The organism is Methylobacterium goesingense (assembly GCF_022179225.1).
GTDB lineage: Bacteria > Pseudomonadota > Alphaproteobacteria > Rhizobiales > Beijerinckiaceae > Methylobacterium > Methylobacterium goesingense.
In genome coordinates, this window is sequence record NZ_BPQL01000015.1 from 1 (window position 1) to 24,786 (window position 24,786).

General features: G+C 69.5%; 24 protein-coding genes and 1 tRNA gene. 13 read left to right on the forward strand and 12 right to left on the reverse strand.

Annotated elements, in window-relative coordinates; translation table 11 throughout:
• Positions 1-6 precede the first annotated feature (6 nt).
• Together MFF30_RS02785 and MFF30_RS02790 are read right to left on the reverse strand one after the other, a co-directional pair.
• Complete coding sequence (locus tag MFF30_RS02785; RefSeq protein WP_238276283.1) at positions 7-1,365, reverse strand: sigma-54-dependent transcriptional regulator; 1,359 nt, start codon at positions 1,363-1,365, stop codon at positions 7-9.
• On the reverse strand, positions 1,362-3,260 hold the full coding sequence (locus MFF30_RS02790; protein ID WP_238276285.1) for a sensor histidine kinase: 1,899 nt from the start codon (positions 3,258-3,260) through the stop codon (positions 1,362-1,364). The genes MFF30_RS02785 and MFF30_RS02790 overlap by 4 nt, the downstream gene beginning before the upstream one ends.
• A 361-nt stretch (positions 3,261-3,621) precedes the next feature.
• Between MFF30_RS02790 and MFF30_RS02795 the strand changes: the two genes are divergently transcribed.
• The 5 genes from MFF30_RS02795 to MFF30_RS02815 all read left to right on the forward strand — a co-directional run bounded on the left by MFF30_RS02795 (position 3,622) and on the right by MFF30_RS02815 (position 9,216).
• Positions 3,622-4,965 (forward strand): dicarboxylate/amino acid:cation symporter, encoded by a 1,344-nt coding sequence (locus tag MFF30_RS02795; RefSeq protein WP_238276287.1) that lies wholly within the window; start codon positions 3,622-3,624, stop codon positions 4,963-4,965.
• A 353-nt stretch (positions 4,966-5,318) separates the two neighbouring features.
• Positions 5,319-5,744, forward strand: a complete 426-nt coding sequence (locus MFF30_RS02800) for a hypothetical protein (RefSeq protein WP_238276289.1) — start codon at positions 5,319-5,321, stop codon at positions 5,742-5,744.
• Positions 5,745-5,781: 37 nt separating this feature from the next.
• A complete protein-coding gene (locus MFF30_RS02805) occupies positions 5,782-6,279 on the forward strand; it encodes a M23 family metallopeptidase (RefSeq protein WP_238276291.1) in 498 nt (165 codons plus the stop codon).
• Between the two features lie 258 nt (positions 6,280-6,537).
• Entirely contained in the window at positions 6,538-7,539 is a 1,002-nt protein-coding gene (locus MFF30_RS02810; RefSeq protein ID WP_238276293.1) for a catalase family peroxidase, read from the forward strand.
• Between the two features lie 231 nt (positions 7,540-7,770).
• Positions 7,771-9,216 carry a phospholipase D-like domain-containing protein gene (locus tag MFF30_RS02815; protein ID WP_238276294.1) on the forward strand — a complete coding sequence of 482 codons (1,446 nt, stop codon included), beginning with the start codon at positions 7,771-7,773 and terminating at the stop codon, positions 9,214-9,216.
• On the opposite strand, the gene MFF30_RS02820 is transcribed toward MFF30_RS02815, so the two are convergent.
• Both MFF30_RS02820 and MFF30_RS02825 read right to left on the reverse strand, forming a co-directional pair.
• Complete coding sequence (locus tag MFF30_RS02820) at positions 9,134-9,943, reverse strand: endonuclease/exonuclease/phosphatase family protein (protein ID WP_238276296.1); 810 nt, start codon at positions 9,941-9,943, stop codon at positions 9,134-9,136. The two genes, MFF30_RS02815 and MFF30_RS02820, sit on opposite strands and share 83 nt — an antisense overlap.
• A 62-nt stretch (positions 9,944-10,005) precedes the next feature.
• Complete coding sequence (locus MFF30_RS02825) at positions 10,006-10,932, reverse strand: histone deacetylase family protein (protein ID WP_238276298.1); 927 nt, start codon at positions 10,930-10,932, stop codon at positions 10,006-10,008.
• Between the two features lie 359 nt (positions 10,933-11,291).
• Between MFF30_RS02825 and MFF30_RS02830 the strand changes: the two genes are divergently transcribed.
• On the forward strand, positions 11,292-12,143 hold the full coding sequence (locus tag MFF30_RS02830; RefSeq protein WP_238276300.1) for a DUF4336 domain-containing protein: 852 nt from the start codon (positions 11,292-11,294) through the stop codon (positions 12,141-12,143).
• A 38-nt stretch (positions 12,144-12,181) separates the two neighbouring features.
• Here the strand turns inward: MFF30_RS02830 and MFF30_RS02835 are convergent, their stop codons facing one another.
• Positions 12,182-12,409, reverse strand: coding sequence for a hypothetical protein (locus MFF30_RS02835; RefSeq protein ID WP_238276302.1), 228 nt, complete (start codon positions 12,407-12,409; stop codon positions 12,182-12,184).
• A 214-nt stretch (positions 12,410-12,623) separates the two neighbouring features.
• On the opposite strand from MFF30_RS02835, the gene MFF30_RS02840 reads away from it, so the two are divergent.
• Positions 12,624-12,875, forward strand: a complete 252-nt coding sequence (locus MFF30_RS02840) for a hypothetical protein (protein WP_238276304.1) — start codon at positions 12,624-12,626, stop codon at positions 12,873-12,875.
• A gap of 328 nt (positions 12,876-13,203) precedes the next feature.
• On the opposite strand, the gene MFF30_RS02845 is transcribed toward MFF30_RS02840, so the two are convergent.
• The 4 genes from MFF30_RS02845 to leuC all read right to left on the reverse strand — a co-directional run bounded on the left by MFF30_RS02845 (position 13,204) and on the right by leuC (position 15,718).
• Positions 13,204-13,407, reverse strand: coding sequence for a hypothetical protein (locus MFF30_RS02845; RefSeq protein ID WP_238276306.1), 204 nt, complete (start codon positions 13,405-13,407; stop codon positions 13,204-13,206).
• 163 nt (positions 13,408-13,570) lie between these two features.
• Positions 13,571-13,747 carry a hypothetical protein gene (locus tag MFF30_RS02850; protein WP_238276308.1) on the reverse strand — a complete coding sequence of 59 codons (177 nt, stop codon included), beginning with the start codon at positions 13,745-13,747 and terminating at the stop codon, positions 13,571-13,573.
• Between the two features lie 363 nt (positions 13,748-14,110).
• A tRNA-Leu gene (locus MFF30_RS02855) sits at positions 14,111-14,195 on the reverse strand.
• Between the two features lie 107 nt (positions 14,196-14,302).
• Positions 14,303-15,718, reverse strand: a complete 1,416-nt coding sequence (leuC, locus tag MFF30_RS02860) for a 3-isopropylmalate dehydratase large subunit (protein WP_238276310.1) — start codon at positions 15,716-15,718, stop codon at positions 14,303-14,305.
• A gap of 226 nt (positions 15,719-15,944) precedes the next feature.
• Between leuC and MFF30_RS02865 the strand changes: the two genes are divergently transcribed.
• Genes MFF30_RS02865 through MFF30_RS02880 form a run of 4 tightly spaced genes read left to right on the forward strand, consistent with a single transcriptional unit; the run spans position 15,945 to position 18,836 of the window.
• Positions 15,945-16,940: a 2-hydroxyacid dehydrogenase gene (locus tag MFF30_RS02865; RefSeq protein WP_238276311.1), complete on the forward strand. Its 996-nt coding sequence runs from the start codon at positions 15,945-15,947 to the stop codon at positions 16,938-16,940.
• Positions 16,937-17,791 (forward strand): AprI/Inh family metalloprotease inhibitor, encoded by an 855-nt coding sequence (locus MFF30_RS02870; protein ID WP_238276313.1) that lies wholly within the window; start codon positions 16,937-16,939, stop codon positions 17,789-17,791. Before MFF30_RS02865 ends, MFF30_RS02870 begins: the two co-directional genes overlap by 4 nt.
• Positions 17,792-17,850: 59 nt before the next feature.
• Positions 17,851-18,630 (forward strand): oxygen-dependent tRNA uridine(34) hydroxylase TrhO, encoded by a 780-nt coding sequence (trhO, locus tag MFF30_RS02875; protein WP_238276315.1) that lies wholly within the window; start codon positions 17,851-17,853, stop codon positions 18,628-18,630.
• The gene (locus MFF30_RS02880) at positions 18,627-18,836 is read left to right on the forward strand and encodes a SlyX family protein (RefSeq protein WP_056277927.1); all 210 of its coding nucleotides are present in this window, start codon (positions 18,627-18,629) and stop codon (positions 18,834-18,836) included. The genes trhO and MFF30_RS02880 overlap by 4 nt, the downstream gene beginning before the upstream one ends.
• Before the next feature lie 91 nt (positions 18,837-18,927).
• Here the strand turns inward: MFF30_RS02880 and MFF30_RS02885 are convergent, their stop codons facing one another.
• The gene (locus MFF30_RS02885; RefSeq protein WP_238276317.1) at positions 18,928-20,370 is read right to left on the reverse strand and encodes an NAD-dependent succinate-semialdehyde dehydrogenase; all 1,443 of its coding nucleotides are present in this window, start codon (positions 20,368-20,370) and stop codon (positions 18,928-18,930) included.
• A gap of 88 nt (positions 20,371-20,458) precedes the next feature.
• Positions 20,459-21,250, reverse strand: coding sequence for a class II glutamine amidotransferase (locus tag MFF30_RS02890; protein WP_238276319.1), 792 nt, complete (start codon positions 21,248-21,250; stop codon positions 20,459-20,461).
• 511 nt (positions 21,251-21,761) lie between these two features.
• Here MFF30_RS02890 and MFF30_RS02895 point away from each other — a divergent pair.
• Positions 21,762-22,154, forward strand: coding sequence for a response regulator (locus tag MFF30_RS02895; RefSeq protein ID WP_238276321.1), 393 nt, complete (start codon positions 21,762-21,764; stop codon positions 22,152-22,154).
• A 246-nt stretch (positions 22,155-22,400) separates the two neighbouring features.
• Here MFF30_RS02895 and rpsU read toward each other — a convergent pair whose 3' ends face one another.
• Positions 22,401-22,721 (reverse strand): 30S ribosomal protein S21, encoded by a 321-nt coding sequence (rpsU, locus tag MFF30_RS02900; protein ID WP_238276323.1) that lies wholly within the window; start codon positions 22,719-22,721, stop codon positions 22,401-22,403.
• Between the two features lie 583 nt (positions 22,722-23,304).
• Here rpsU and MFF30_RS02905 point away from each other — a divergent pair.
• Positions 23,305-24,786 (forward strand): methyl-accepting chemotaxis protein, encoded by a 1,482-nt coding sequence (locus tag MFF30_RS02905; protein ID WP_238276326.1) that lies wholly within the window; start codon positions 23,305-23,307, stop codon positions 24,784-24,786.

The following is a 24,786-nucleotide window of genomic DNA, read 5'->3' on the forward strand; positions in this document are numbered from 1 at the left end:
CCGGGATCAGCGGTAATCCGTCGGCGTCAGACCGTGGCGGGCGATCTTGTCGTAGAGGGTCTTGCGCGGAGTGCCGAGGGATTCGGCGGCGAGTCGCACATCCCCGGCAGCCACGATGAGTTCCTCGCGGATCAGCCCACGCTCGAAGCGGTCGACCTGCTCGGCGAGCGTCCCGGCGGCCACGGGCTCCGGCGCCGAGAAGTCCGTCTGCCCGAGGCCGAGGGCGTAGCGTTCGGCGAAGTGTCCGAGTTCGCGCACGTTGCCCGGCCAGTCGTGCCGGCGCAGGTGGTCCATCGCGTGGGCGCTCACCGCCGGGACCTCGCGCTTGAAGCGCGCCGCGGCGCGGCGCAGGAATTCCTGGAACAGCAGCATCACGTCCTCGCGCCGGTCGCGAAGGGGCGGGATGGCGATCGTGATCACGTTGAGCCGGTGGTAGAGGTCGTCCCGGAAGGTGCCCTGCGCCGCCGCCTGGCCGAGATCCACCTTGGTGGCCGCCACCACGCGCATGTCGATGGGCAGGATGTCGTTGCTGCCCAGCGGCTCCACCACCCGCTCCTGGAGCACGCGCAGGATCTTCACCTGAAGGCCGAGCGGCATGCTCTCGATCTCGTCGAGGAACAGGGTGCCGCCCTGGGCGTGCTCGATGCGGCCGACGCGCCGCTTCAGGGCCCCCGTGAAGGCACCGGCCTCGTGGCCGAACAATTCGCTCTCCACCACGCTGTCGGGCAGCGCGCCGCAATTCATCGCCACGAAGTTGCGCTTGGCCCGCCGGCCCCAGCGGTGCAGGGCGCTCGCCACCACCTCCTTGCCCGAGCCGGTCTCGCCGAAGACGAGGACGTCGACATCGGCCTGGGCCACCTCGCGCACGAGCTTGCGCAGGCGCACGATTTCGGGAGAGACCCCGAGGAAGGCCGGGTCCTCCTCCAGAGCCGCGTCGAGGCGGGCGCGCAGGCGGCGGTTCTCCAGCACGAGGCGGCGCCGGTCGAGGGCGCGCCGCGCCGAGGCGAGCAGGGCCTCGGCCGGGTAGGGCTTGGCCAGAAAGTCGTAGGCGCCGTCGCGCATCGCCGCCACCGCCATGCGGATATCGCCGTGGCCGGTGATCAGGATCACGGGCAGCTCCGGGTCGATGGCCCGCAGGCGCGCGAACAGGGCGTTCCCGTCGAGGTCGGGCAGGCGTACGTCGGTAATCACGAGGCCGGGCGGATCGGCCAGGATCGCCGTCAGGGCGGGCGCGGCGGCCCCGAAGGTTTCCACCCGGTAGCCGTCGAGTTCCAGGCTCTGCCGGTTGGCCCGGCACACCTCCGCCTCGTCGTCGATGAAGACGACCCGTTCGGCCGAGGACGGCCCTGCCCCTGTCTCGCTCACGTCGCTTCCTCCACCGGCGCAGCCGCCGGTCCGCCCGTCTCGGCGGCCCCTTGTGCCGGGGCCTTCGCCAGATCCACGCGGAAGATCGTGCCCCCCGCCGGATCGTCCAGGGCGGTGAGGCTTCCGCCGCAATCCTCGACGATTCCGCGGGCGATGGCGAGTCCGAGGCCGAGCCCGTCCGACTTGGTGGTGAAGAAGGCATCGAACACCTGCGCCCGCACCGCCTCGGGCATGCCCGGCCCGTTGTCATAGACCTCCACGGCGATGCGCCCGGGTTCGGCCTCGCGCACCCGCAGGCCGACCCGCGCCCCGGGGCGGCCCGCCACGGCATCGAGGGCGTTCTGGAGCAGGTTCACCACCACCTGTTCGAGGCGCGGCCCGTCGCCCAGCACGTGCAAGCCGGTGGCGCCGGTCTCCACTGCGAGGGGAATGCCGGCCGAGGCCGCCCGCGCCTCCACCAGCTCCAGGCTGTTGCGCAGGATCCCGGCCAGCGCCACGGGCTCGCGCTTGGCCGAGGCGCGCCGGGCGAAGCCCTTGAGCTGGCGCGTCAGCCCGCCGATGCGGTCGGTGAGCCGGCCGATGGCGACGGCGTTCTCCGCCGCCTCGTCGGCACGGCCGCGCCGGACCAGGATGGCGGCGTTGTCGGCGTAGGAGCGGATGGCGGCCAGTGGCTGGTTGATCTCGTGGGCCATGCTGGCGGCGAACTGGCCCAAAGCCGCGAGGCGCCCGGCCTGGGCGAGTTCGCGGCCGAGGCGCTCGCGCTCGGCCTCCGCCCGCTGGCGCTCCTCGATCTCGAGGCGCAGGAGCCGGTTGGCGTCGGTGAGTTCCAGGGTCCGCTCCCGCACGCGGGCCTCCAGGGCGTCCCGCTGCGCGGAGGCCCGCACGAGGCGTTCGCGGTTGCGCCGGCCACGGCCCGCCAGCGCGCCGAGGCCGAGGCAGGCGAGGCCCGTGAGGAGGCCGGCGATGATCCAGGCCTGAACCCGCTCGCGCTCCACGGTGCCGCCGAGGGGCGTCAGGGTGTGGAGCCGCCAGCCGGTACCGGGGATCGGCGCGTCGAGGCGCAGGACCACGCGGGCGGGCTGGGCTCCCCGGCCCGCCCGCGCCAGCTCCTCGCTGCCCGGCACGGGATGGAGCGGCACCGGCCCGAGGGGGGCGTCGCCGAAATCCAGGGCCTCGCGGATGCGGCGGCGCTCGGCTTCGCCGATCTGCCGGAGGGTGGTGAAGCGCCAGGCCGGGTCGCTCGCCACGAGGACGATGCCGCGCGCATCGGTGACGAAGACCGCGTCCTCGGCCGCGCGCCAGCCCGCCTCGACGGCGTCGAACTCGATCTTGACCACCACCACGCCGCCGGCGGCGCCGATGCGGCGGGACAGGTAGAGGCCGGCGCGCCCGCTCACGGTGCCGAGGGCGAATTGCGAGCCCGCCCCGTCCCGCATGGCTTCCCGGAAGTAGGGCCGGAACGCGTAGTCGCGGCCGAGGAAGCTGCCCGGGGATTCCGCGTTGCTCGCCGCCACGGTGATCCCGTCGGGGCGGATCACGTAGATCACGGCCGAGCCCGTGGCGTTAGCCACCTCGGCGAGGCGCCGGTTCACGCGGGCGACGAGACCCTCGTCGGACGTGCCCTGCGCCGCCGCGGCGATCTCGGGGTCGGCCGCCAGCGCCAGCGGCAGGGAGGTCTGCTTCTGCATCTCGGCGCCAAGGGCCCCGACCTGGAGGGCGAGGGCCGCCTGCGCGGTGCGCTGAAGGTCCTCCATGGCCCAGCGCGCGGCGACCCGTCCGGCCGCCCAGGCCGCAAGCAGGATCGCCGCGAGGCTCGCCAGGAAGAACAGGCTCTGCCGGTCGGGCGCATGCGCCCGCACACGGCGCAGCGCGTCGGACGGGGCCAGCGGCCTCATGCGCTCCGGCCCGCTGCGAATTCCCGGACGGATTTCCGGCCCCACGTCCGGAATTTCGCAAGGCGCGTTCGGAAGAGTGCCGACATCACGGGAAAAACCATCCTGTTTTCAGAGATTTAAGAAAAAGTTTCGCGCGTTCCCGGGCTGGCACGCCGGTTGCCATTCCGAGAGGGTATCGCAGCCCTGCATGCTTTGCAGGGCTGATTGCCGGAGGGCTCGACCTCCCGTCATCGCGCCCCGCTGGGGCGCGATCGGGACGGCCCGGACCCCGAGGCGCCAAGACCAAGAGCGGACGGAGACGGGGCCATGCCCCGGCGCCGAACCGCCGCCCCTTCGAGACACCCACAGGGAGAACGCCCACATGGCTGCCGTACCACTGCCCCTCACCGCCCCGCACGCCCCGCCGAAGCCCAAGCCGATCTACCGGACCCTGTATTTCCAGGTCCTGGTCGCGGTGGCGATCGGCATCACCCTCGGCCACTTCTATCCCCAGGTCGGCGCGGACATGAAGCCGCTCGGCGATGCCTTCATCAAGCTCGTCAAGATGATCATCGCGCCGGTGATCTTCCTCACCGTAGTCTCCGGCATCGCCGGCATGACGAACCTCGAGAAGGTCGGGCGCGTCGGCGGCAAGGCGCTGATCTACTTCATCACCTTCTCGACGCTGGCGCTGATCGTCGGCCTGATCGTGGCCAACCTCGTCCAGCCGGGCGCGGGCATGCACATCGATCCGAAGTCCCTCGATCCGAAGTCGATCGCGATGTACGCCGACAAGGCGAAGACGCAGACGATCACCGACTTCCTCATGAACATCATCCCCTCCACGGCGGTGGGTGCGTTCTCGGGCGGAGAGATCCTTCAGGTCCTGTTCTTCTCGGTGCTGTTCGGCTTCGGCCTCGCCTTCCTGGGCGACCGCGGCAAGCCGGTCCTCGACATCATCAAGGTGCTGTCAGAAGCCATCTTCGGCGTCGTCAACATCATCATGAAGGTCGCCCCTCTCGGCGCCTTCGGCGCCATGGCCTTCACCATCGGCAAGTACGGCATCGCCTCGCTCGCCAACCTCGCCTACCTCGTCGGCGCCTTCTACCTGACCTCCGCCATCTTCGTGCTCGGCGTGCTTGGTCTCGTCGCCCGCTACAACGGCTTCTCGATCATCAAGCTCATCCGCTACATCAAGGAAGAGCTGCTCCTCGTGCTCGGCACCTCCTCTTCCGAGTCGGCCCTGCCCTCGCTCCTCGAGAAGATGGAACGCGCCGGCTGCTCCAAGCCCGTGGTCGGCCTCGTGGTCCCCACCGGCTACTCGTTCAACCTCGACGGCACCAACATCTACATGACGATGGCGGCGCTCTTCATCGCCCAGGCCACGGACACCCCGCTGACCTACGGCGAGCAGGGCCTCCTCCTCCTCGTGGCGATGCTCTCCTCGAAGGGTGCGGCCGGCGTCACCGGCTCAGGCTTCATCACCCTGGCGGCGACGCTGGCGGTGGTCCCCTCGGTGCCGGTCGTCGGCATGGCGCTGATCCTGGGCGTGGACCGCTTCATGTCCGAGTGCCGCGCGCTCACCAACTTCATCGGCAACGCGGTGGCCTGCATCGTGGTCGCCCGCTGGGAAGGCGAGGTCGACGACGTCAAGCTCGCGGCGGCCCTCGGCGGCAACCCGATGCCCCTGGATTCGGAGCTTCCGGCGCTCCAGGCCGCCGAGTAGGACCGACCCTCGGGGAAGACAGCCGCAATACGCCGGCTCCGTCTCTTCGAAGATCTACGGCACATCGAAAGGGTACGAGGGGGTGGGAGCACCTCACTCGTACCCTTTCGCGTGATTGTGCTGCGATCCTACACGTTCCGAACAAAACTCGCCCCGTCGAGCGTGACGCGGCACACGCGCCGTGTTCTCTTCACGCGGACAGTCGAGACAACGTGGGACGATCGGTGCTCCTTATTTCGTGTCGGCGCGCACGCGCGCGGATCCTTCAGCTTCTCATCTTCTGCCTGGGGCTCGCGGTCTCCCAAATAGCCGAGGCCAACGACCGATGGGAAATCCTTGGTCTGAGGGTTGGAATGTCGCCATCCGAAATCCGAGCGGTTCTCGACAGGACCGGCGGCATCAGCAAGCGGCAGGAACGGTTGCGCAAGGCCTCCCCACCGGCCTCCAGCCTAAGCGTCCCACGGGTCGTCTACGTCTGGTTCGAAGACGACCGCGCGCTACAGGTTGAATTCGACGCGACGGCGAGGCCTGTCGCGAAGACTATATCGCTGACCTATCAAGGCACGAGCTTTGACGCTTATACGCTGACCAGTGTCCTCAAGCAGTATGGACCGCCGAACACGACAACAAAAATATCGGGCGGCGCTATCATGGCTTGGGGCGGGCAGTCCGAAACTGAGGGCGCAATCACACCATTTTCGGGAGTAGAAATCACGCTGAGAGCGGAACAAATCGATAAAAAACAATTGACAATAACGCTAAGCGACCACAAAAATTGATAGCGCAAGGTCCAACACGAAGACGGATATCTGCGAAATGGTTTTCCCGCTTTCCTTTATACCGAAAGAGGATTTCGCTGAAGGAATGCGGCGCTTTGGCGCCAACCGAGATGGCGGCAAACGAAAACATGCAGGCTGCGATCTCTATGCTCCAGTAAACACACCCGTCTATGCAGTAGCCGATGGTATAATCACTCAATTTGCGTCGTTTTATTTGGAGACATCGTATATCACGGTCGATCATGACGATTTTATCGTTCGCTATGGGGAGGTGAAGAATTCCCTCCCGAGCGGAATTCGCATCAATTCGGAAGTGAAGGCGGGCGACTTGATTGGCTACATCGGAAAACTCAAAGGGCTCAACATGAGCATGCTGCATTTCGAAATGTACAGCAACATAGCAACGGGTCCCCTCACAAATAGAGCGAACAAGCCTTACCAACGCAGGTCCGACCTGATCGACCCAACGTCTTACTTAAAAGTATGGAAGCTGGAAATGCTCATCACCAGCGGATATGCGAGCAACACCGCCTGAAGTCGACAGCCGGCACGTCATCATGCGCAATGCGCATTGATACCGAGCGAATCAGCAGATTGAAGGTGGAAGCTTGCCCATCTCAGAATCGGATCGGCCCTTCGGGTGACGCTGACATGGGCCTCCATCATTTGTGATACCGCAAGGTTCGCCAGATCTTAGCCGACCTCTTCAATACCAGGGGAATCTTCTATAAAACTATTTCGAGAAGGTGAGTGCCGACAGCCGCCACCGCCTCCCGCCTCGAAAGGTTTTTCCATGATGTCGATCCGCCCGCCCCTGCTCTGCGCCGCGTCCCTGATCCTTGTCGCGATGGGGACGGCATCCGCGCAGGAGGTCGACACCCAGGCCATCGTGGACGCCCTGTTCAAGGCCGGCGGCAACCAGCCGAACGTGCGCGGCAGCGGCGCCAAGGGCGTCTGCGTGAAGGGCACCTTCACCCCCTCCGCCGAGGCGCCCGGCCTGTCCAAGGCACCCCACTTCGCCAAGGCCAACGCGGAGAAGCCCCTGCCGATGACGGCCCGGTTCTCCATGGGCGGCAGCAACCCGAAGGTCTCCGACAAGGCCAAGCCGGTGACGCGCGGCTTCTCCATGCGCATCGCGGACCCCTCGGGCGACATGGTGTTCGTGTTCATCTCCGCGCCAGTCTTCGGCACGAAGACCCCGCAGCAGCTCCTCGACTTCGCCACCGTGCGCGCCCCCGGCCCGGACGGGAAGCCGGACGCGGAGAAGATCAAGGCGTTCGGGGCGGCCAACCCCGAGACGACCCGGCAGGCGGCCTGGCTCAACGCGCGGCCCGTGCCGGCGAGCTACGCGGGGGTCGATTACTGGGGCGTGCACGCCTACACGCTCACCGACGCCAAGGGCACCGCGACGGTGGCCAAGCTGAAGACCGTGGCGGCAGCGGGCCAACTCGGCCTCAGCGACGACGAGGCCAAGGCCAAGCCGGACGCCTTCTACGCCGACGAGCTGAAGGAGCGCCTCGCGCAGGGACCGGCGCGCTTCGACCTCGTGGCTATCCTCGGGGAAACCGGCGACCCGACCAACGATCCGACGGTGCAGTGGCCCGAGGAGAGCCGCAAGTCGGTCAAGCTCGGCACCCTGGCGATCACCGCTCTTGAGCCTGCCGCCACCTGCGACGGCGCCACCTTCGATCCCGTCGTCGACCTGCCCGCCGGGGTCGCGGGCCCGACCGACGACCCGATGTTCGCGATCCGCTCGCCGGCCTACGCGATCTCGCTCTCGCGCCGCACGAACTGAGGATTCCGGACCGGTATTGAGGGTTCGTTAACCCTGATGCCGCAAGGTCGGATCAGGCCGGACCGCGAAGGCGGACCGGACGGGGCCACGGTGCCCGGATGCCAGGTGACGCCGGATGTACGCGCACCTTAGCCTCCGGCCGCCGCGGCCCTTTTCGCGTTGCCGATCCGCATTGGCGCTCCAGCCTGCATTGACGTATCCCCCGGCGACATTGCGGGATCGGACACGGCGTTGGAACAGGCATTGCTGACATGGCTCGGCGGGCAGGCGTCGGTCCGGACCGAGATCCTGTGGCTCATCGGAGCCGCGCTGTCCGGGCTCCTGACGATCCATATCCTGCTGCGCAAGCGCGAAGTCGGGGCGGCGATCGGCTGGATCGGCCTCGTCTGGCTCTCACCCCTGTTCGGGAGCGCGCTCTACGCCTTCTTCGGCGTCAACCGGGTCACGCGCCGGGCGCAGAAGCTGCGCATCAAGCCGTCCCAGCCGAACCCGGCGGACGGGGACCGGGCCCCCGCCGGCCCCGCCCTGCCGGCGCGCTTCCGGCCCCTCGACCATGCGGTCCGGCGCATCACCACCCTGCCCCTGCAGGCCGGCAACCGCATCGAGACCCTGCGCAATGGCGACGCGGTCTATCCGGCGATGCTGGAGGCGATCGCGGGCGCGACCCGCTCCGTCGCCCTGTCGAGCTACATCTTCCGCAAGGACGGGATCGGGCGCGATTTCCTCGACGCCCTGCAGGCGGCGCAGGAGAGGGGCGTCGCGGTGCGCGTCCTCGTGGACGGCGTCGGCAGCGGCTATTTCATCGACGCGATCTACCAGGGCCTGCGCCGCAGGGGCCTGCCCTCAGGCCGTTTCATGCACACCGTCCTGCCTTGGCGGATGCCGTTCCTGAATCTGCGCACCCACAAGAAGCTGCTCATCGTCGACGGGACGCTGGCTTTCACCGGCGGCATCAACATCGCGGACGAGAACCGGGTGGCCCTGAACCCGCCCGAGCCCGTGCGCGACGTGCATTTCCGGATCCGGGGGCCGGTGGTGGCCCAGCTCACGGCGGCCTTCGCCAGCGACTGGGCCTTCGTGATGGACGAGGAGATCGAGGGACCGGACTGGTTTCCGGCCCTCGAACCGCAGGGCGAGACGCAGGCGCGCGTGGTCACCTCCGGACCGGACGCGGACCTGCGCAAGATCGAGCTCGTGGTGCTGGAGGCGATCTCCTGCGCGGAGCACAGCATCCGCCTGATGACGCCCTACTTCCTGCCGAGCGAGGTGCTGGTGAGCGCGCTCTCGCTCGCCGCCCTGCGGGGGATCACCGTCGACGTCATCATCCCGATGGCGAGCGACCACGCCGTGGTGGACTGGGCGACGCGGGCGCACGTGGACCCGCTGCTGGCCAGCGACGTACGGATCTGGCTCGACGACCCGCCCTTCGACCACGCCAAGCTCCTCGTGGTCGACGATGCCTGGTGCTTCATCGGCAGCGCCAACTGGGACACGCGCAGCTTCCGCCTGAACTTCGAGCTCAATGTCGAGGTCTACGATACCGCGCTGGCCGGGCGCCTCGATGCCTTCATGCGGGAGAAGATGACCCTGCGCCTCACCCGCGAGGCGCTAGCGCAGCGCGGGCTCCCCGTCCGGCTGCGCGACGCAGGCGTCCGATTACTGCTGCCATACCTGTAGACTCGTCCTCCGCCATCCGGCCGGACGCCTTGCGCTGGACGGCCTCCTGGGTCGGGGCGAGGTGGACGATGATCGGCCGGTGGTCGGACGCCCCGCGCGGCAGCACGCTGCGCCCGTGGCAGATCAGGCCCCGCACGAGGCAGCGGTCGAGCCGCAGGGGCACCACCCGCGCCATCGCGTGGGTGGGCAGGCGCGGACCGACATCGTGGAAGCCGGGCAGCAGGGGCGGCCCGACGAGGTTGTAGTCGCCGATTACGGCGGCGCGCTCCGGCAGGCTCTGCTCGATGCAGCGCAGTTGCCGCCGGTTGAGCACCTGCCCGTGCGAGAGATGCACGTTGGCCACACCGAACGCGCCGAGATCGATCACTTGGGCGACCCTGTCGAACAAGGTGCCGGCCGGCAGCGCGATCGCCTTCGGAGGGACGGCGAAGGGCGTCGGGCTCCAGACCGCGAGGCCGTGGATGCGCCCCGGCATCTGCGCCCAGGCGTAGTGGCCCCCGACCTTAGCGGTGAGCGCCTCGATGTCCCGGGTGGCCTCCTGCATCAGGACGAGATCGGGCCGCTCGCGCTCGATCAGCGCGGCGATGCCGGCGACGTTGGCCCCGACCCGCCGCAGCAGGTTCCAGCTCACGATCTTGGCGATGCCCGGCCTGTCCTGACCGGGTCGCCCTTGCGAGGTCTGGAGGGCACGGGCGGTCAGGCGCGCGAGGCGGCGATCGTTCAGCATCGGCACATAGGTGGGTCAGGGACGAGCCGGGGAAAGCCCGACCGGCGCGGCTTTCCGGGCCGTCACGCTTCCATCAGGGCCGCCACGTGCGCGGCGGTGGACTCGGCCAGGCCCCGGAGGTCGTAGCCACCCTCCAGCACCGAGACGATGCGCCCGTCGCAAGCCTGCTCGGCGATTGCCATGACCTGCCGGGTCGCCCAGGCGAAATCCTCGGCCTCCAGCATCAGATTGGCCAGGGGGTCGCGCCAATGCGCGTCGAAGCCGGCCGAGATGACGATGAGGTCGGGCCGGAAATCCCGGAGGCGGGGCAGGACGCGGGCCTCGAACGCTTCGCGAAAGCGCTCGCCGTCGGCGCCGGGCTTGAGAGGCGCGTTGACGATGGTGTCGTGCTCGCCCGCCTCCGAGACCGCGCCGGTGCCCGGATAGAGCGGCATCTGGTGGGTCGAGCAGAACAGCACCGACGGGTCGTCCCAGAAGATGTCCTGGCTGCCGTTGCCGTGGTGCACGTCCCAGTCGACGATGGCGACGCGCTCGGCCCCGTGGACCATCCGCGCGTGCCGGGCCGCGATGGCGGCGTTGTTGAACAGGCAGAAGCCCATGGCGCGGGTGCGCTCGGCATGGTGACCCGGCGGGCGCATGGCCGAGAAGGCGTTGCGAGCCTCGCGGGCCATCACGGCATCTACCCCCGCCACGGCGGCGCCGACCCCGCGCAGCACGCAATCGATGGTGCCGGGCGACAGCACGGTGTCGGAATCCACGTGAACCAGCCCCTCGGACGGGGCCGCCTTCACCATCGCCAGCACCCATTCCTCGGGATGCGCGAGGGCCACGGTCTCCAGGCTCGCGGGCTCGGGCGAACGCCGGTCGAGGGACGCGAAGGCCTCCGGGGCCAGGGCATCCTGGACCGCCTGCATGCGCTCGGGCCGCTCCGGATGCCCGTGCGGCGTGCGATGCGCGCGGGCGGCCTCGTGGCTGAACAAGATGGTCATGGGGCGCTCCCGAGGCCTCGTCTCCCACTGGTATACCAGATTGCCGAAGCCCGGCTAGGGGTACGGGATCCCGGCTCGGGGCTTGGGCCGGAGCGCATCAGGGGATCGCAGTCCTCATGGGCGCGCGGACTGGCTCGATCCCCCGATGGCCGCGAGCGCGAGGGTGGTCGCCGCGAGAATCGTCGTGATGCGCATGACGTTCTCCTTCCTTGCCGATACGCAAGACTCAACCCCGCGTCGGCGCCGGATGTTCGGTCCGGGGCCGGCGGCGGCCGGGGGCATCCCGCGTCCCCGCGGGACCCGTGGCCCCCCGGCGGCGTTCCCGTCGGCACGAAGACGCGGACAGGAGACGGCACGGCGTGACGCACGACATCAGCTACCCGCCCCTGAACACCCCGAAGCCGGTGGCCGAGGACGTCTGGATTGTCGACGCCGCCCCGATCGAGGCGGGCGGTCTGCCGCTGCCGATCCGCATGACGGTGCTGCGACTGGCGAGCGGCGACCTGCTCCTGCACTCGCCGGTTCCGCACCATCCGGGCCTGCAGCGGGCCCTCGAAGCGCTCGGCCGTATCGGCCACCTCGTCGCCCCGAGCATCGGCCACTGGATGTTCCTGGCGGGCTGGCAGGCCGCCTGCCCGAACGCGATCACCTGGGCGGTGCCGGGGCTGGAGGATCGGAGGCCAGTGCGGCGCGCGGGTATCCGGATCGACGGGGAACTCGGCAACACGCCACCGCGCGCCTGGGCCGGCGCAATCGATACGGTGCTGGTGGCGGGCCCGGTGTTCCGGGAAGTCTGCCTCTTCCACCGACCCAGCGGTACGCTGGTGCTGACCGACCTCGTCGTGAACCTGGAGGCCGACCTGCTACCGCCCGGCCCGCGCGCCTTGGCGCGCCTTCTGGGGATCGTCGCGCCGGACGGACGGGCGCCGCTCTACCTTCGGCTGCTCCTGAGTTTGAACCGGGCCGAGGCCGCACGGGCCGCGCAGCGGCTGGTCGATTTGGCGCCCGACCGGGTCGTCTTCGCGCACGGCCAATGGTTTGCCCGCGACGCCACTAGCGAACTGCGCCGCGCCCTGGCCTGGCTCCTCGGGCAGGAGGCCAGCGCGGAACGGCCCCTCGGGCAAAGCAGGCCCGGAATCACCCCCTGGATAGCGGGCGCGGTACTGGCGAGCGCGGTCGCGGCGCTCGCCTATGCCCGCCGCCGCCGCTAACGCGGACGAACGGTTTTTCGGGTCTCTCTCACTGGCCCTTACTGGCCCTGGGGCTGCCCGCCACCCTGGGACTGCGCGTCCTTCTTGTTGGCCCGGCTGTGGCCGACCGCGCATCCGGCGGCGGCGCCCATCTTGCCGTGCCCGGCCATCTTGCCGGCAACCCCGCCGACGATGGCGCCCTTGATGCAGCCCTTGGCCTCGGCGGTCGTGACGGTGGCGAGCAGCCCGAGGGCGAGGCTGGCGGCGCAGGCGAGCGTGGTCTTCATGGGGTGATCCTCATCGGTGAGATTGAGGGACCAACCGAGGGCGGACGCCGCGTGTTCCTGTCCGTAGGCAGCGGAGCGCGCGCTGGCCGGGACTGCGCGTCGCACCAACGGACCACACGCGACCCTGTCGCACGTCACGGGGGATGAACGCCGCGGTCGGAATGGTATGGTGTCCCCAAGAACTCGTATGGGCACAGCAGGAAAGGCCCCGCGGATGAGGAACAGCGCCGGCTACTCGCAACTCATTCCCATGGTGCAGGCCGTGCTCGACACCCTTCAAAGAAGCATCGCGTTGGAGGAAGCGGCCGCGACGGATCTCGCCGAACGCGCGCACCTGACGCCGGGATCGCGGAGCGGAATGGCGGACGCGCTCCTGGCCACCGGGCGCAAACACGCCATTCGGGCACTCGAACTTCGCGGCAAGCGGGCGGCGCTCCTGGCGGAGTACGGGCTGGAACCGGATTGATGCTCGCCCGCGGGCGTCGGACGCCACGGCGATCTCCGTTCGGTGGAGAGCGCAGGGATTCGCCGTCGCGCTCCAGTGCGGAGTGCCTTCCTTCTGCGCCGAAGACGACGCGACAGGCATTGGCACGGGTCCAGCCCTATAAGATGACCAGTGCAACGACTAACGAAGCATTCGGGCTTCGAGGGTCCAGGATTGTCTTCTGAACCGATAAAATCTCAGACCGACGATGGCTTCGCCGGTGAATTCGCCCGGCGAGCCAGACTGGCATAGCGGGAAGGGCCAGCCATGAGCCTGGCTCCAGATCCCGATGGTGCAAAAAACGGTCTGTTTACTCGGCGGCGGTCATGTCGGGCGTGAAGTGACCGCACCAATCGCTGGTAGCCACCACCGGCCACAGGCCCTTCGACTCAGGCGCAGGCTGGGTCACCGGCGGGTTGTAACGGCACAGGCCCTGCTCTCCGGACGCCTGAGCGCCGTTCACCTTGTGCTCGTCGAAGAACTTGCAGCTCTCACAATGCGCATGACCGGTCATGGGATACTCCTGGTGTCGCGTCGGCAGTCGGATCCGCCTCGCACCTTGAATTAGAGCGGTTCCAATCTACCCACCAACGATCGGCGAAGGCGGCGGTTCCGTCATGCTCCGGAACCGCGCCGGTCCGGGATCGGGCGGCGTTCACACGCACCCGACGACGCCTTCAGTGCTCGGTCCCCGGCATGTTCGGCCTCGGGGTGCCGCCGTGATCCTTGATGATGTTGGAACGCCGCGGGTCGTTCTTCAGGTCGGCGACCTGCTTACGAGCCCCCAAGGCAAGGAAGCCGATGCCTCCCAGCGTTCCCAACGCCAGGAATAGAAGTGGATAGCCAGCACTCATCTGTCTCACTCCGTTTGCCCCGCTCGGAACGATGGGGCGCCTCTGCATAATGCTGCCGGAGGTTCGACGGTTGCGCAGTAAAATGCAGATGCAGATGCAAATGGCTGGGGCCGCGGGCCACCCGTGCCACCGAAGCGCACGCCGTTGGACGTCAGGAACCGCGCGATGCCGGAGCGTTTGGATCTGTCCGAAGGCGCCGGCCTAATCGGGCTCGAGCGCCCCGTGACGGCGGACGCTCAGGAAGCCGGCCGAAAGAAGAACGCGAACCACGGCGCATGAGGCCAAGAAAAATCCCGCACCGGAGACCCGAGTGCGGGATGAAAACCCTCAAAGCGATTTGATTTCCGAAGGTTAGAAATCAAGTGGTGCCCAGGAAAGGACTCGAACCTTCACCTCTTGCAAGACTGGTACCTGAAACCAGCGCGTCTACCAATTCCGCCACCTGGGCTCGCCGGGGCCGCTGTGCGGCGCCGACGCGGATTTCGTTTAGGCGGGGTGGGGCCGGCCGTCAATCCGCTCAAGAAGGGATTTTTCGGCCGGCGCGCCGATTGTGGCTCAGGCCTCGCTGCGCCACTCGCGGATGTCGACGAAGCGGCCCGCCACGGCGGCCGCCGCCGCCATGGCGGGGGAGACGAGGTGGGTGCGGCCACGGTGGCCCTGGCGGCCCTCGAAGTTGCGGTTCGAGGTCGAGGCGCAGCGCTCGTTCGGGCTGAGACGATCCGCGTTCATGCCGAGGCACATGGAGCAGCCTGGCTCGCGCCAGTCGAACCCTGCCGCCTTGAGGATCAGGTCGAGGCCTTCGGCCTCGGCCTGCTGCTTCACGAGGCCGGAGCCCGGCACAACCATGGCAGAGACGTTGGCGTGGACCTTGCGGCCCTCCACCATCTTGGCCACCGCCCGCAGATCCTCGATGCGGCCGTTGGTGCAAGAGCCGATGAACACCCGGTCGAGGGTGATGTCGGTGATCTTGGTGCCCGGCGTCAGGCCCATGTAGTCCAGGGCCTTCTCCTTCGACTGGCGCTTGTTCTCGTCCGCGATCCGCGACGGGTCGGGCACCGCGCCGGAGATCGAGACCACGTCCTCGGGGCTGGTGCCCCAGCTGACGATCGGCGGCAGGTTGGCGGCGTCCAGGCGAACCTCGCGGTCGAAATGGGCACCTTCGTCGGTGACGAGGCTCTCCCAGTAGGCCCGGGCGCGGGCGAAGGCCTCGCCCTTCGGGGCCTTCGGACGGCCCTCGACATAGGCGTAGGTGGTGGCGTCCGGTGCCACCAGGCCTGCGCGGGCGCCGCCCTCGATCGACATGTTGCAGATCGTCATCCGGCCCTCCATCGAGAGGGCGCGGATGGCCGCACCGGCATACTCGATGACGTAGCCGGTGCCGCCGGCGGTGCCGATCTCGCCGATGATCGCCAGGATGATGTCCTTGGCCGTCACGCCCGGCGGCAGGGTGCCGTCGACGCTGACGCGCATGTTCTTCGCCTTCTTCTGCAGCAGCGTCTGGGTGGCGAGCACGTGCTCCACCTCCGAGGTGCCGATGCCGTGGGCGAGCGCTCCGAAGGCGCCGTGGGTCGAGGTGTGGCTGTCGCCGCAGACGATGGTCTGGCCCGGCAGGGTGAAGCCCTGCTCCGGCCCGATCACGTGGACGATGCCCTGGCGCCGGTCGAGGGCGTCGTAGAACTCGATGCCGAATTCGCGCACGTTCTCGGCCAGCGCCTCGAGCTGGATGCGGCTTTCCGGGTCCTCGATGCCGAAGCGGCGGTCGGAGGTCTGTACGTTGTGATCGACCACCGCGAGGGTCTTCTCGGGGTGGCGCACCCGGCGCCCGGCCACGCGCAGGCCCTCGAAGGCCTGCGGGCTGGTGACCTCGTGGACGAGGTGACGGTCGATGTAGAGGAGCGTGGAGCCGTCGGGCTCGACATCGACGACGTGGTCGTCCCAGATCTTGTCGTAGAGGGTGCGCGGCGCGGTCATGGCGTGGCTGTTCTGGTTGTTCGTCGGGAAACGAGGTTTCGCTCTCCCTTAGTAGTGTTCCAAGGCGCAGCGCGAAAGTGGGGGCCCGGTTGCGCGCGGCGGGGGGGCAGCCCGGAGAGCGCCGCATGCGCCTAAAAAATCCCCTCACTGGACCGGTTCAAGGGCGCAGATTAAAGCTGCCGGGGCCGGCGCCGCGCCGGCCCAAACCTCCGCCGAGACCCGCCCCATGCCCGCCGTCGACATTCCGCCGCCCGTCGACATCCTGATGCTCAAGGCGATGCATCCCGACGTGATGGCCGAGGTGGAGCGGCACTTCACCCTGCACCGCCTCGACACGACGCCGGACCCGGAGGCGTTCCTCCGCACGGTCGGCCCACGCCTGCGCGGCCTCGCCACGGGTGCCCAGGCGCCGGTGGATCGGGCCCTGCTCGCGCGGCTACCGAATCTCGAGATCGTGGCGAGCCTCGGTGTCGGCTACGACACCATCGACACGGCGGCGGCCGCCGCGCAGGGTGTCGTCGTCACCAACACCCCCGACGTGCTCACCGACGAGGTCGCCGACCTCGCCCTCGGCCTGCTGCTGGCGACCGTGCGCCAGATCCCCCAGGCCGATCGCTACCTGCGCGCCGGGCACTGGCCGCGCCAGACCTACCCGCTGACCCCCACTCTGCGTGGGCGCACCGTCGGCATCCTCGGCCTCGGGCGGATCGGGCGGGCCATCGCGCGGCGCCTGGAGGGCTTCGGCGTCGCCATCGCGTATCACGGCCGGCGCCCGCAGGCCGACGTGCCCTACGCCTACCACCCGTCCCTGCTGGAGATGGCGCAAGCCGTCGATGTGCTCCTCGTGGTGGCGCCGGGCGGGCCGGAGACGAACGGCCTCGTGGACGCGGCCGTGCTGGAGGCCCTCGGGCCGCAGGGTCTCGTCGTGAACGTGGCGCGGGGCAGCGTCATCGACGAGGCGGCGCTGATCGCCGCGCTCCAGGCCGGGACCATCCTGGGGGCCGGGCTCGACGTGTTCGCCCGCGAGCCGCACGTGCCGCCCGAACTCGTCGCCATGGACCACGTGGTGCTGCTGCCCCATGTGGGCTCGGCCTCCGTCCACACCCGCGCGGCCATGGGCCGGCTCGTGGTCGACAACCTGATCGCCTGGTTCGACGGCCGTGGACCGCTGACGCCGGTGCCGGAGACGCCCTGGACGGCGGTGGGATCCGAGCGCGCATGACCCGGGCCTTCACGATCCGGACGCGCGCTCTTTCTGGCCTCGGCGGGGCGTGCCTCGCCCTCGGCGCGGCGCAGCTGGCCGCCCCCGCCTCCGGCCAGGAGGCGATGCCGGCCGCTCCCGCGCCAGCCTTCGTCGAGAGCCTGCCGCGCGATATCGCCGGGGTGCCGGGCACCTGGGACCTCTCGCAGGACGGCGGCACCCGGCGCTGCGTCATGACCCTATCGGGCGAGAGCGGGCCGGCGGGCCGGCGCCTCTCCTTTCCCGCCGGGTGCCGGCGGGCACTGCCGATCCTGAACCGCGTCGCCGGCTGGCTGTTCGCGGACGGCAACATCCGCCTCGTCGACAAGGACGTACGGCCCGTGCTGCCCTTCACGCGCCGGGCGGATTCCCGCAGCCTCGGCGCGCCGGGCGAGGCCGGCGAGAGCTACAGCCTCGTGCCGCTCCAGATCGTGGCCATGATGCCGCCCTCGGACGCGGTCCCCACCAGCCCGGGGGCCGGCAGCGCCGCCCCGGACACGCGGGTCGGCCCGGCCGCGCGCGGGGAGCCCGCCCCGTCCGGCGACGGGCCAGCGCCGGGCATTTACGCCCTGGACCGCTACCGCGAGCAGGATGTCTGCCGCATCGAATTGACGGCGGCCCCGGCGCCGGCGCCGGTGCGCATCCTGGATGCCTGCCGCGACAGCGGGCTGGCGGTGTTCGATCCCGTTTCCTGGCGCTTCGACAAGGGGCGCCTCACCCTCGTCGCCCGGCGCGGGCACATGGTCTCCCTGGTGCCCACGGGGGACGGGCGCTGGCGCCGCGACCCCGAGATCGGCACCACCTTCGTGCTGCGCCGGGTGGACGCGCCCTGAACCCCTCTCGCCCTGATCTCCGCCCGCCCTGCCCCCTCCCCCCGCGATCCGCGTCCTCGATGCCCCTGACCGTCGCCGCCCTGTACACGTTCGTCGCCCTGCCCGACGCGGAGGCCCTGCGAGCCCCCCTGGAGGCGCTCTGCGCGGAACTCGGCCTCACCGGCACCCTTCTGCTGGCGCGGGAGGGCCTCAACGGCACGGTGGCAGGCACGCCCGCCGCGATGGACGCCTTCCTGGCCGCGCTCCGCATCGGCCCGCTCTTCGGCGGGCGCCTGGCCGGGCTCGACTGCAAGCTCTCGCAGGCCGAGGCGCCGCCCTTCCGGCACCTCAAGGTCCGGGTGAAGCGCGAGATCGTCACCTTCGACGACGGCGCCACCGACGCGACCGCGGCCGGCACCCCCGTGCCGCCGGAGGCCTGGAACGCGCTCCTCGACACGCCGGGCCTCCTCCTGATCGACACCCGCAACGCCTTCGAGGTGGCGCTCGGCAGCTTTCCCGGCGCGGTCGATCCGGGGATCACCCGGTTCAGTGCGTTTCGCGCCTACGCCGACGGCCTCGATCCGGCGGCGCACGCCACCGTGGCGATGTTCTGCACCGGCGGCATCCGCTGCGAGAAGGCGGGCGCCTACATGCGCGCCCGGGGCTTTGCCGACGTGCGCCACCTCGAGGGCGGCATCCTTCGCTATCTGGAGACGGTGCCGGAGGCCGAGAACCGCTGGGCCGGCGACTGCTTCGTCTTCGACGGCCGCATCGCGCTGGGCCCCGCCCTGGTGGAGCGGCCGGACCACCCGCCGGAGGCCCTGATGTCCGAGCCCCCGATGCCCGAGGTACCGCGATGACCGATCTCTCCGCCCGCATCGACGCCCTGGAGATGCGGCTCACCGAGCAGGACGTGGTGATCGACGACCTCAACGCCACGATCACGGCCCAGTGGCGCCAGATCGACGCCCTGACCCGCCAGATGGCCAAGCTCGTCGAGGAGGTGGAGCAGGCCTCCCACCGCCCGGCCTCGGGCGCCCCGGAACCGCCGCCGCCGCATTATTGAGCGGGCCGCGTGTCATTTGGGGCCTGCTCCATGCAGCCCACCACGTCTCCCTCTCCCTTCTGCGGGAGAGGGAGGCCCGCGACTCCGCCCCCTAGCCTCCGACGCTCGCCTGGCTGACGAACTTCGTGGTCAGGTACGCTTCCAGCGCCTCCGAGCCGCCCTCGCTGCCGTAGCCGGATTCCTTGACGCCGCCGAAGGGCGTCTCCGGGAAGGCGAGACCGTGGTGGTTGATCCCGACCATCCCGCTCTGAACCCGGGCGGCGACCGCGACGGCCCGGGCGGCCGAGCGGGTATAGGCGTAGGCGGCCAGACCGTAGGGAAGCCGGTTGGCCTCGGCATAGGCGGCCTCGTCGTCGGAGAAGCGCTGGATCAGCGCCACCGGGCCGAAAGGCTCCTCGTTCATGATCCGGGCGGTGACGGGCACGTCGCAGAGCACGGTCGGCTCGAAGAAGTTGCCGCGATTGCCGATGCGCTTGCCGCCGGTGCGCAGTTCGGCCCCCTGCGCCACGGCATCGGCGCAGAGGGTCTCCATCGCCTCCAGCCGGCGGGCATGGATGAGCGGGCCCATGGTGGTTTCAGGGTCGAGCCCGTCGCCGACCTTTCGCCCCTCGGCGAAGGCCACGAAGCCATCGCGAAAACGGTCGTAGACGGCCTCGTGCACCAGCATCCGGGTCGGGGCGACGCAGACCTGGCCGGCATTGCGGAACTTGTTGGCGCCGAGCACCGCGACGGCGGTGTCCACGTCCGCATCCTCGAACACGATCGCGGGGGCGTGGCCGCCGAGCTCCATCGTCGCCCGCTTCATGTGCCGCCCCGCGAGCGCCGCGAGTTCCTTGCCCACCGGGGTCGAGCCCGTGAACGACATCTTGGCGATGACGGGGTGCGGGATGAGGTAGCCCGAGATCGCGGCCGGATCGCCGAACACCAGGGAGAGCACGTCGCCGGGCACGCCGGCATCGAGGAAGGCGCGGATCATCGCCGCGCAGCTTGCCGGGGTGTCCTCGGGTCCCTTCAGGATCACCGAGCAGCCGGCGCAGAGGGCCGCCGCCACCTTGCGCACCGCCTGGTTGATGGGGAAGTTCCAGGGCGTGAACGCCGCCACGGGGCCGATCGGCTCGCGCAGCACCATCTGGACGACGCCATCGGCGCGGGCCGGGATGATCCGGCCATAGGCGCGCCGGCCTTCCTCCGCGAACCAGTCGGTGACGTCGGCCCCGGCCAGGATCTCCACCCGCGCCTCCGCGAGCGGCTTGCCCTGCTCCAGGGTCATGAGGCGCGCGATGTCCTCCACCCGCGCGCGCAGGAGGTCGGCGGCCCGGCGCAGCACCTTGGAGCGCTCGTAGGCCGAGACCGTGCGCCAGGCGGCGAAGCCTCGCTCGGCCGCCGCGAGGGCCCGGTCGAGATCGGCCCGGGTCGCCACCGCCAGGGTGCCGAGGGTCTCGCCGGTGGCCGGGTTGAGCACCGGCAAGGTCTCCGAGCCGGACCCGTCGGTCCAGGCCCCGGCGATGTGCAGCGTCACGTTCGGATACGTCATCGGCGGCTCCCGCAAAGCATTTGAGCCGGGTTGTCCGCCCTTCGCGCGCGGCCCGCAACCCTCGTGGCGGGATGGCTGGGTCGTCCGCTCAGGCGGCGATGCGCTCGGCCACCGCCTCGGGGCCGCTGACGACCACTGGCCCGCCACGGCGGGCCTGGAGGGTGCCGCCCTTGGGCACGACCTTCCAGCCGTCGCGGCAGCCGTCGATCGGCTCGGAGACCACGACGAGGCCGGTCTCGGTCTCGCGGTAATACAGGCTCGGGGGCGAGCCGTCGCAGGCCCAGCGATAGGCCGTCAGAGTCTCGCCGTCGGTGACGACGGCGGTGAAGCGCAGGGGCTCGGTGGCCTCGGCCGCCCGCATCAGGTCGCGCACGGTGGCGAGCGTCCGCGCCATGGCGCCGACCGGGTCCTCCGCGAGGCCGTTGGCCAGCGCCAGGAGGAAGATCGCCTCGGAATCGGTGGTCCCCCGCCGGACGTCGTAGAGGGCATCGGGGATCAGCGCCTCGAGGCGCCGCTTGATGCGGTGATAGCCGCCGATCTGGCCGTTGTGCATGAACAGGTGCCGGCCATGGGCGAAGGGGTGGCAGTTCGCCCGGGTGGTGGCGGTGCCCGTGGAGGCCCGCACATGACCGAAGAACATTCGCGCCCGGACCTGCTGGCAGAGGTTGACGAGGTTCTCGTCCGACCAAGCCGGGCAGACATCGCGGTACAGGCCCGGATCGACCCGCTCGCCGTACCAGCCGATGCCGAAGCCATCGCCGTTGGTTTCCGTCTTCGCCTCGGCCGCGTGGAGCGACTGGTGGACCAGCGAGTGCGTCGGTGCGCAGACGAGGTCGGTCAGGAAGACCGGCTCACCGGAATAGGCGAGAAAGCGGCACATGACTGGCAAACACCCCCTGGTCCCAACGACGCCCCGATCGCGCTTGGCCGCCGACGGCGACGCCCGCTCCGCGCACCTTTTCCGACATCGGCGCCGGTCAGGTTCAGGTCATCACGGTGAACGGATCGTTAACGTGACGCCCCGGCTCGACCTCCGACCGGCCAAGCCATGCAAGAGGCGCACCGCGTTGGAAAGCCTCGAAGGACGGACCCTGTGGAGCAGGTCCGCACGAGCCCCGGCGACTGAACACAGGACCCCGGCGGGAATGGGGCGCGCCGATGCGGGAACCGCATAGCCGGAACATCAATTCCGACTCTTGCCGGCCGCACCGTGGCGGCGCAGCATCACCGAGAAAGAATCAGCGCGGATCGCGGGACGCATCCCGGCCATCCCAACCCGGCCATCCATTGCCACCCCGACCTGCGCCGGCGCGCGAGGCCGGTCCGCCTCGCCTGTAAAGCCCCACGCGCAAGAACCCCATTCGTAAAATCCCGTCCGCAAAGGAGACTTCATGGATCGTTCCCACACCGATTGTCCGATCGCTCTCGTGGTCGAAGACGATGCCGAGGTCCGCAACCTCGCTACCGCCGTCCTCGAGGAGACCGATCTCGACGTGATCGCCTGCGACAGCGCGGAGGCGGCGATCTCGGTGCTCGAGCGCGCGGGCAACCACGTCGCCCTGCTCTTCGCGGATGTGCGCCTCGGCGCGGGGATGGACGGCATCGCGCTGGCCACGGCGGTCGAGCGCCGCTGGCCCGACGTCAGGGTGGTCCTCACCTCCGGCGGCGACGCGCACGGGGTCGACGGCCTACCGGCCCAGGTCGTCTACATGCAGAAGCCCTGGCGCGCCCTCGACGTGCTGGTCCAGGCCGAGCACGCGACGATGGCGGCACGCGCAGCCTGATCCAAGGCGCCTCCCCAGGTCTGCCCGAGATCCATCGAACGGATAGGCAGGCTTGGGAGGCGGAGGACAGGCCTCGGCCCGCGCCTCGCTGGGCCGACCGCGCCCTCACGCCTGACCGTGACGTCGCCCCGCACAGGGCACCGAGAGCCGATTCCAAAGCAGAAAAGCCCGGCCGCAAGGCGACCGGGCTGTCCCATCGTGCATTCCGGCCACCGGAGAGGCGCGCGGCCTCCCCGGACCCGGGCCTCAGGCGCTGGCGGGGCCGGCGGCGGGCGGCACGGACGGAGCCGACGGGGCGAAGGGCGAACCGCCCGGACGACGCGGCGCACCGGCGCCGAAACGGGGCTTCGGCTTCGGCGCGGCGATCAGGCCCTCGCGGATCGCGGTCTTGCGGGCCTGCTTGCGGGCGCGGCGCACGGCCTCGGCCTTCTCACGTGCCTTGCGGACGGAGGGCTTCTCGTAAGCCTTGCGCTGCTTCATCTCGCGGAAGATGCCCTCGCGCTGCATCTTCTTCTTCAGCACGCGGAGGGCTTGGTCGACGTTGTTGTCGCGAACGAGTACCTGCAACGGTTTCAATCCTCTGAGTCGTAGGTTTGTTGGGCGGCGCCACCCCCGAGTCCCCTCGCCCGAGTCCCCCGACGGAGCCCCGCGACGCGAACTGCAAAACGTCCCGGACCCAGGATTTCACCCGGGCGGGACGTCCGTCAGACGGCCTCGAATCGGCGCAGAAACTGCACTTGGGGCAGGCTCATACACCAACCGCCCGCGAGTTCCAACACGCCTCGCACCGACCAATGACAATATCGCGTCACCCGAAATCGGGTGGCCCCGACCGCACCGGCCGAACCTGTCCGGCCGATGCGCGGAGTCGAACGCACGGCCAGCAGGCCGGAGCCTCGACCGACTTCAGGCGAGTTATGCAACCAAATCAGATGTAAAGTAGGCACGGAAAGGATTCGTCACAACTAGAAAAACCAATCCAAGAAAAAACTCGCCTCTTGATACGGGTAAGGACATAAATTCTCCACCTAAATCGAGAATTTTTAACCATTCGGGGAATACTTCATTCTGCGAGGCGACCGCACAGCGCTGACAGTCGCTCGAATTTTGGCAGAACGAGCCTCACGGGGCTCCGTCCATGGGGCGTTCAATGCTGGGTTTACGCAACAAGGTTATCGCCGAAACGCAAGCCAAGCTCGCCGCCCTGGACAAATCGCAAGGGATCATCGAGTTCGATCTCGACGGCACGGTGATCACCGCCAACGCGAACTTCCTGGCGGTCATTGGCTACACGCTTCCCGAAATAAAGGGGCTGCACCACAGCCTCTTCGTCGAGCCTGCCGAGCGCGACAGCCCCGATTACGCGGCCTTCTGGGCCGGGCTGCGCCAGGGGTCCTACCAGGCGGCGCAGTACCGACGCCTCGCAAAAGGCGGCCGCGAGATCTGGATCGAGGCGTCCTACAATCCCCTCCTCGACCGCAGCGGCAAGCCCTACAAGGTGGTGAAGTTCGCCACCGACATCACCCGCCGGAAAGCGGCCGAGGCCGACCTCCAGGGTCAGATCGCCGCCCTCGACAAGGCGCAAGCCGTGATCGCGTTCGACCTCGACGGTATCGTGCTCGACGCCAACGCGAACTTCCTGAAGGCGATGGGCTACGCGCGCTCCGAGATCGTGGGCCAGCACCACCGCATGTTCGTGGACCCGGCGGAGCGCGAGAGCCCGGACTACGCGGCCTTCTGGGCCAAGCTGCGGGCGGGCAGCTACCAGGCGGCGCAGTACCGGCGCCTCGCCAAGGGCGGCCGCGAGATCTGGATCGAGGCGTCCTACAACCCCATCCTGGATGCGGGCGGGCGCCCCTACAAGGTGGTGAAGTTCGCCACCGACATCACCGCGCAGGTGACGCTCCTGAACGATCTGCGCCGACTGATCGCCCGGAACTTCGGCGAGATCGACGGTGCCCTGCTCCACTCCGACGCGCAGGCCCGCACCGCCAGCGAGGCCGCCGGCAGCACGGCGCACAATGTGCAGACCATGGCGGCCGCCTCCGAGGAATTGGCGGCCTCCGTCGCGGAGATCGCGCAAAGCATGGCGCTCTCGCGCGCGGCCACCGACGCCGCGCAGGGGCAGGTCGAGGCGGCTTCGCGATTCACCCGGACCTTGAGCGAGGCGGCGGTCGCGATGAGCGGCATCGTCGGACTCATCCAGAACATCGCGGGCCAGATCAATCTTCTGGCCCTCAACGCCACGATCGAATCGGCGCGGGCGGGCGAGGCGGGGCGCGGCTTCGCCGTGGTGGCGCAGGAGGTGAAGAGCCTCGCCAACCAGGCGGCCCGCGCCACCGAGCAGATCACGGGTGAGATCGACAACGTCCAGGGCGTCTCGCGACAGGTGGTGGAGGCCCTGGACACCATCCAGGGCTCCGTCGCGCAGATGCGGGACTACGTGACGAGCACGGCCGCCGCGGTGGAGGAGCAGAGCGTGGTTACGCAGGACATGTCGGGCAACATGCAGCACGCGGCGGGCGCGGTGGCGGCGATCTCCCAGAGCCTCGGGACGATCACCCGCTCGATCGGCAGCGTGGCGCAGGCCGTCGAGACCACCAAGGACGCCGCCCGCGTGCTGGCCCGCTGA

What these genes read in the sequence shown, in the direction of transcription:
- MFF30_RS02845 (WP_238276306.1), bottom strand. Translation starts at nt 13,407, where the DNA reads ATGACCGGTCATGCGCATTGTGAGAGCTGCAAGTTCTTCGACGAGCAC.
- MFF30_RS02905 (WP_238276326.1), top strand. Translation starts at nt 23,305, where the DNA reads ATGCTGGGTTTACGCAACAAGGTTATCGCCGAAACGCAAGCCAAGCTC.
- MFF30_RS02880 (WP_056277927.1), top strand. Translation starts at nt 18,627, where the DNA reads ATGACCGATCTCTCCGCCCGCATCGACGCCCTGGAGATGCGGCTCACC.
- MFF30_RS02810 (WP_238276293.1), top strand. Translation starts at nt 6,538, where the DNA reads ATGATGTCGATCCGCCCGCCCCTGCTCTGCGCCGCGTCCCTGATCCTT.
- MFF30_RS02895 (WP_238276321.1), top strand. Translation starts at nt 21,762, where the DNA reads ATGGATCGTTCCCACACCGATTGTCCGATCGCTCTCGTGGTCGAAGAC.
- MFF30_RS02820 (WP_238276296.1), bottom strand. Translation starts at nt 9,943, where the DNA reads ATGCTGAACGATCGCCGCCTCGCGCGCCTGACCGCCCGTGCCCTCCAG.
- MFF30_RS02865 (WP_238276311.1), top strand. Translation starts at nt 15,945, where the DNA reads ATGCCCGCCGTCGACATTCCGCCGCCCGTCGACATCCTGATGCTCAAG.
- MFF30_RS02885 (WP_238276317.1), bottom strand. Translation starts at nt 20,370, where the DNA reads ATGACGTATCCGAACGTGACGCTGCACATCGCCGGGGCCTGGACCGAC.
- MFF30_RS02890 (WP_238276319.1), bottom strand. Translation starts at nt 21,250, where the DNA reads ATGTGCCGCTTTCTCGCCTATTCCGGTGAGCCGGTCTTCCTGACCGAC.
- MFF30_RS02870 (WP_238276313.1), top strand. Translation starts at nt 16,937, where the DNA reads ATGACCCGGGCCTTCACGATCCGGACGCGCGCTCTTTCTGGCCTCGGC.
- leuC (WP_238276310.1), bottom strand. Translation starts at nt 15,718, where the DNA reads ATGACCGCGCCGCGCACCCTCTACGACAAGATCTGGGACGACCACGTC.
- MFF30_RS02835 (WP_238276302.1), bottom strand. Translation starts at nt 12,409, where the DNA reads ATGAAGACCACGCTCGCCTGCGCCGCCAGCCTCGCCCTCGGGCTGCTC.
- MFF30_RS02840 (WP_238276304.1), top strand. Translation starts at nt 12,624, where the DNA reads ATGAGGAACAGCGCCGGCTACTCGCAACTCATTCCCATGGTGCAGGCC.
- trhO (WP_238276315.1), top strand. Translation starts at nt 17,851, where the DNA reads ATGCCCCTGACCGTCGCCGCCCTGTACACGTTCGTCGCCCTGCCCGAC.
- MFF30_RS02850 (WP_238276308.1), bottom strand. Translation starts at nt 13,747, where the DNA reads ATGAGTGCTGGCTATCCACTTCTATTCCTGGCGTTGGGAACGCTGGGA.
- MFF30_RS02805 (WP_238276291.1), top strand. Translation starts at nt 5,782, where the DNA reads ATGGTTTTCCCGCTTTCCTTTATACCGAAAGAGGATTTCGCTGAAGGA.
- MFF30_RS02825 (WP_238276298.1), bottom strand. Translation starts at nt 10,932, where the DNA reads ATGACCATCTTGTTCAGCCACGAGGCCGCCCGCGCGCATCGCACGCCG.
- MFF30_RS02795 (WP_238276287.1), top strand. Translation starts at nt 3,622, where the DNA reads ATGGCTGCCGTACCACTGCCCCTCACCGCCCCGCACGCCCCGCCGAAG.
- MFF30_RS02800 (WP_238276289.1), top strand. Translation starts at nt 5,319, where the DNA reads ATGTCGCCATCCGAAATCCGAGCGGTTCTCGACAGGACCGGCGGCATC.
- MFF30_RS02790 (WP_238276285.1), bottom strand. Translation starts at nt 3,260, where the DNA reads ATGAGGCCGCTGGCCCCGTCCGACGCGCTGCGCCGTGTGCGGGCGCAT.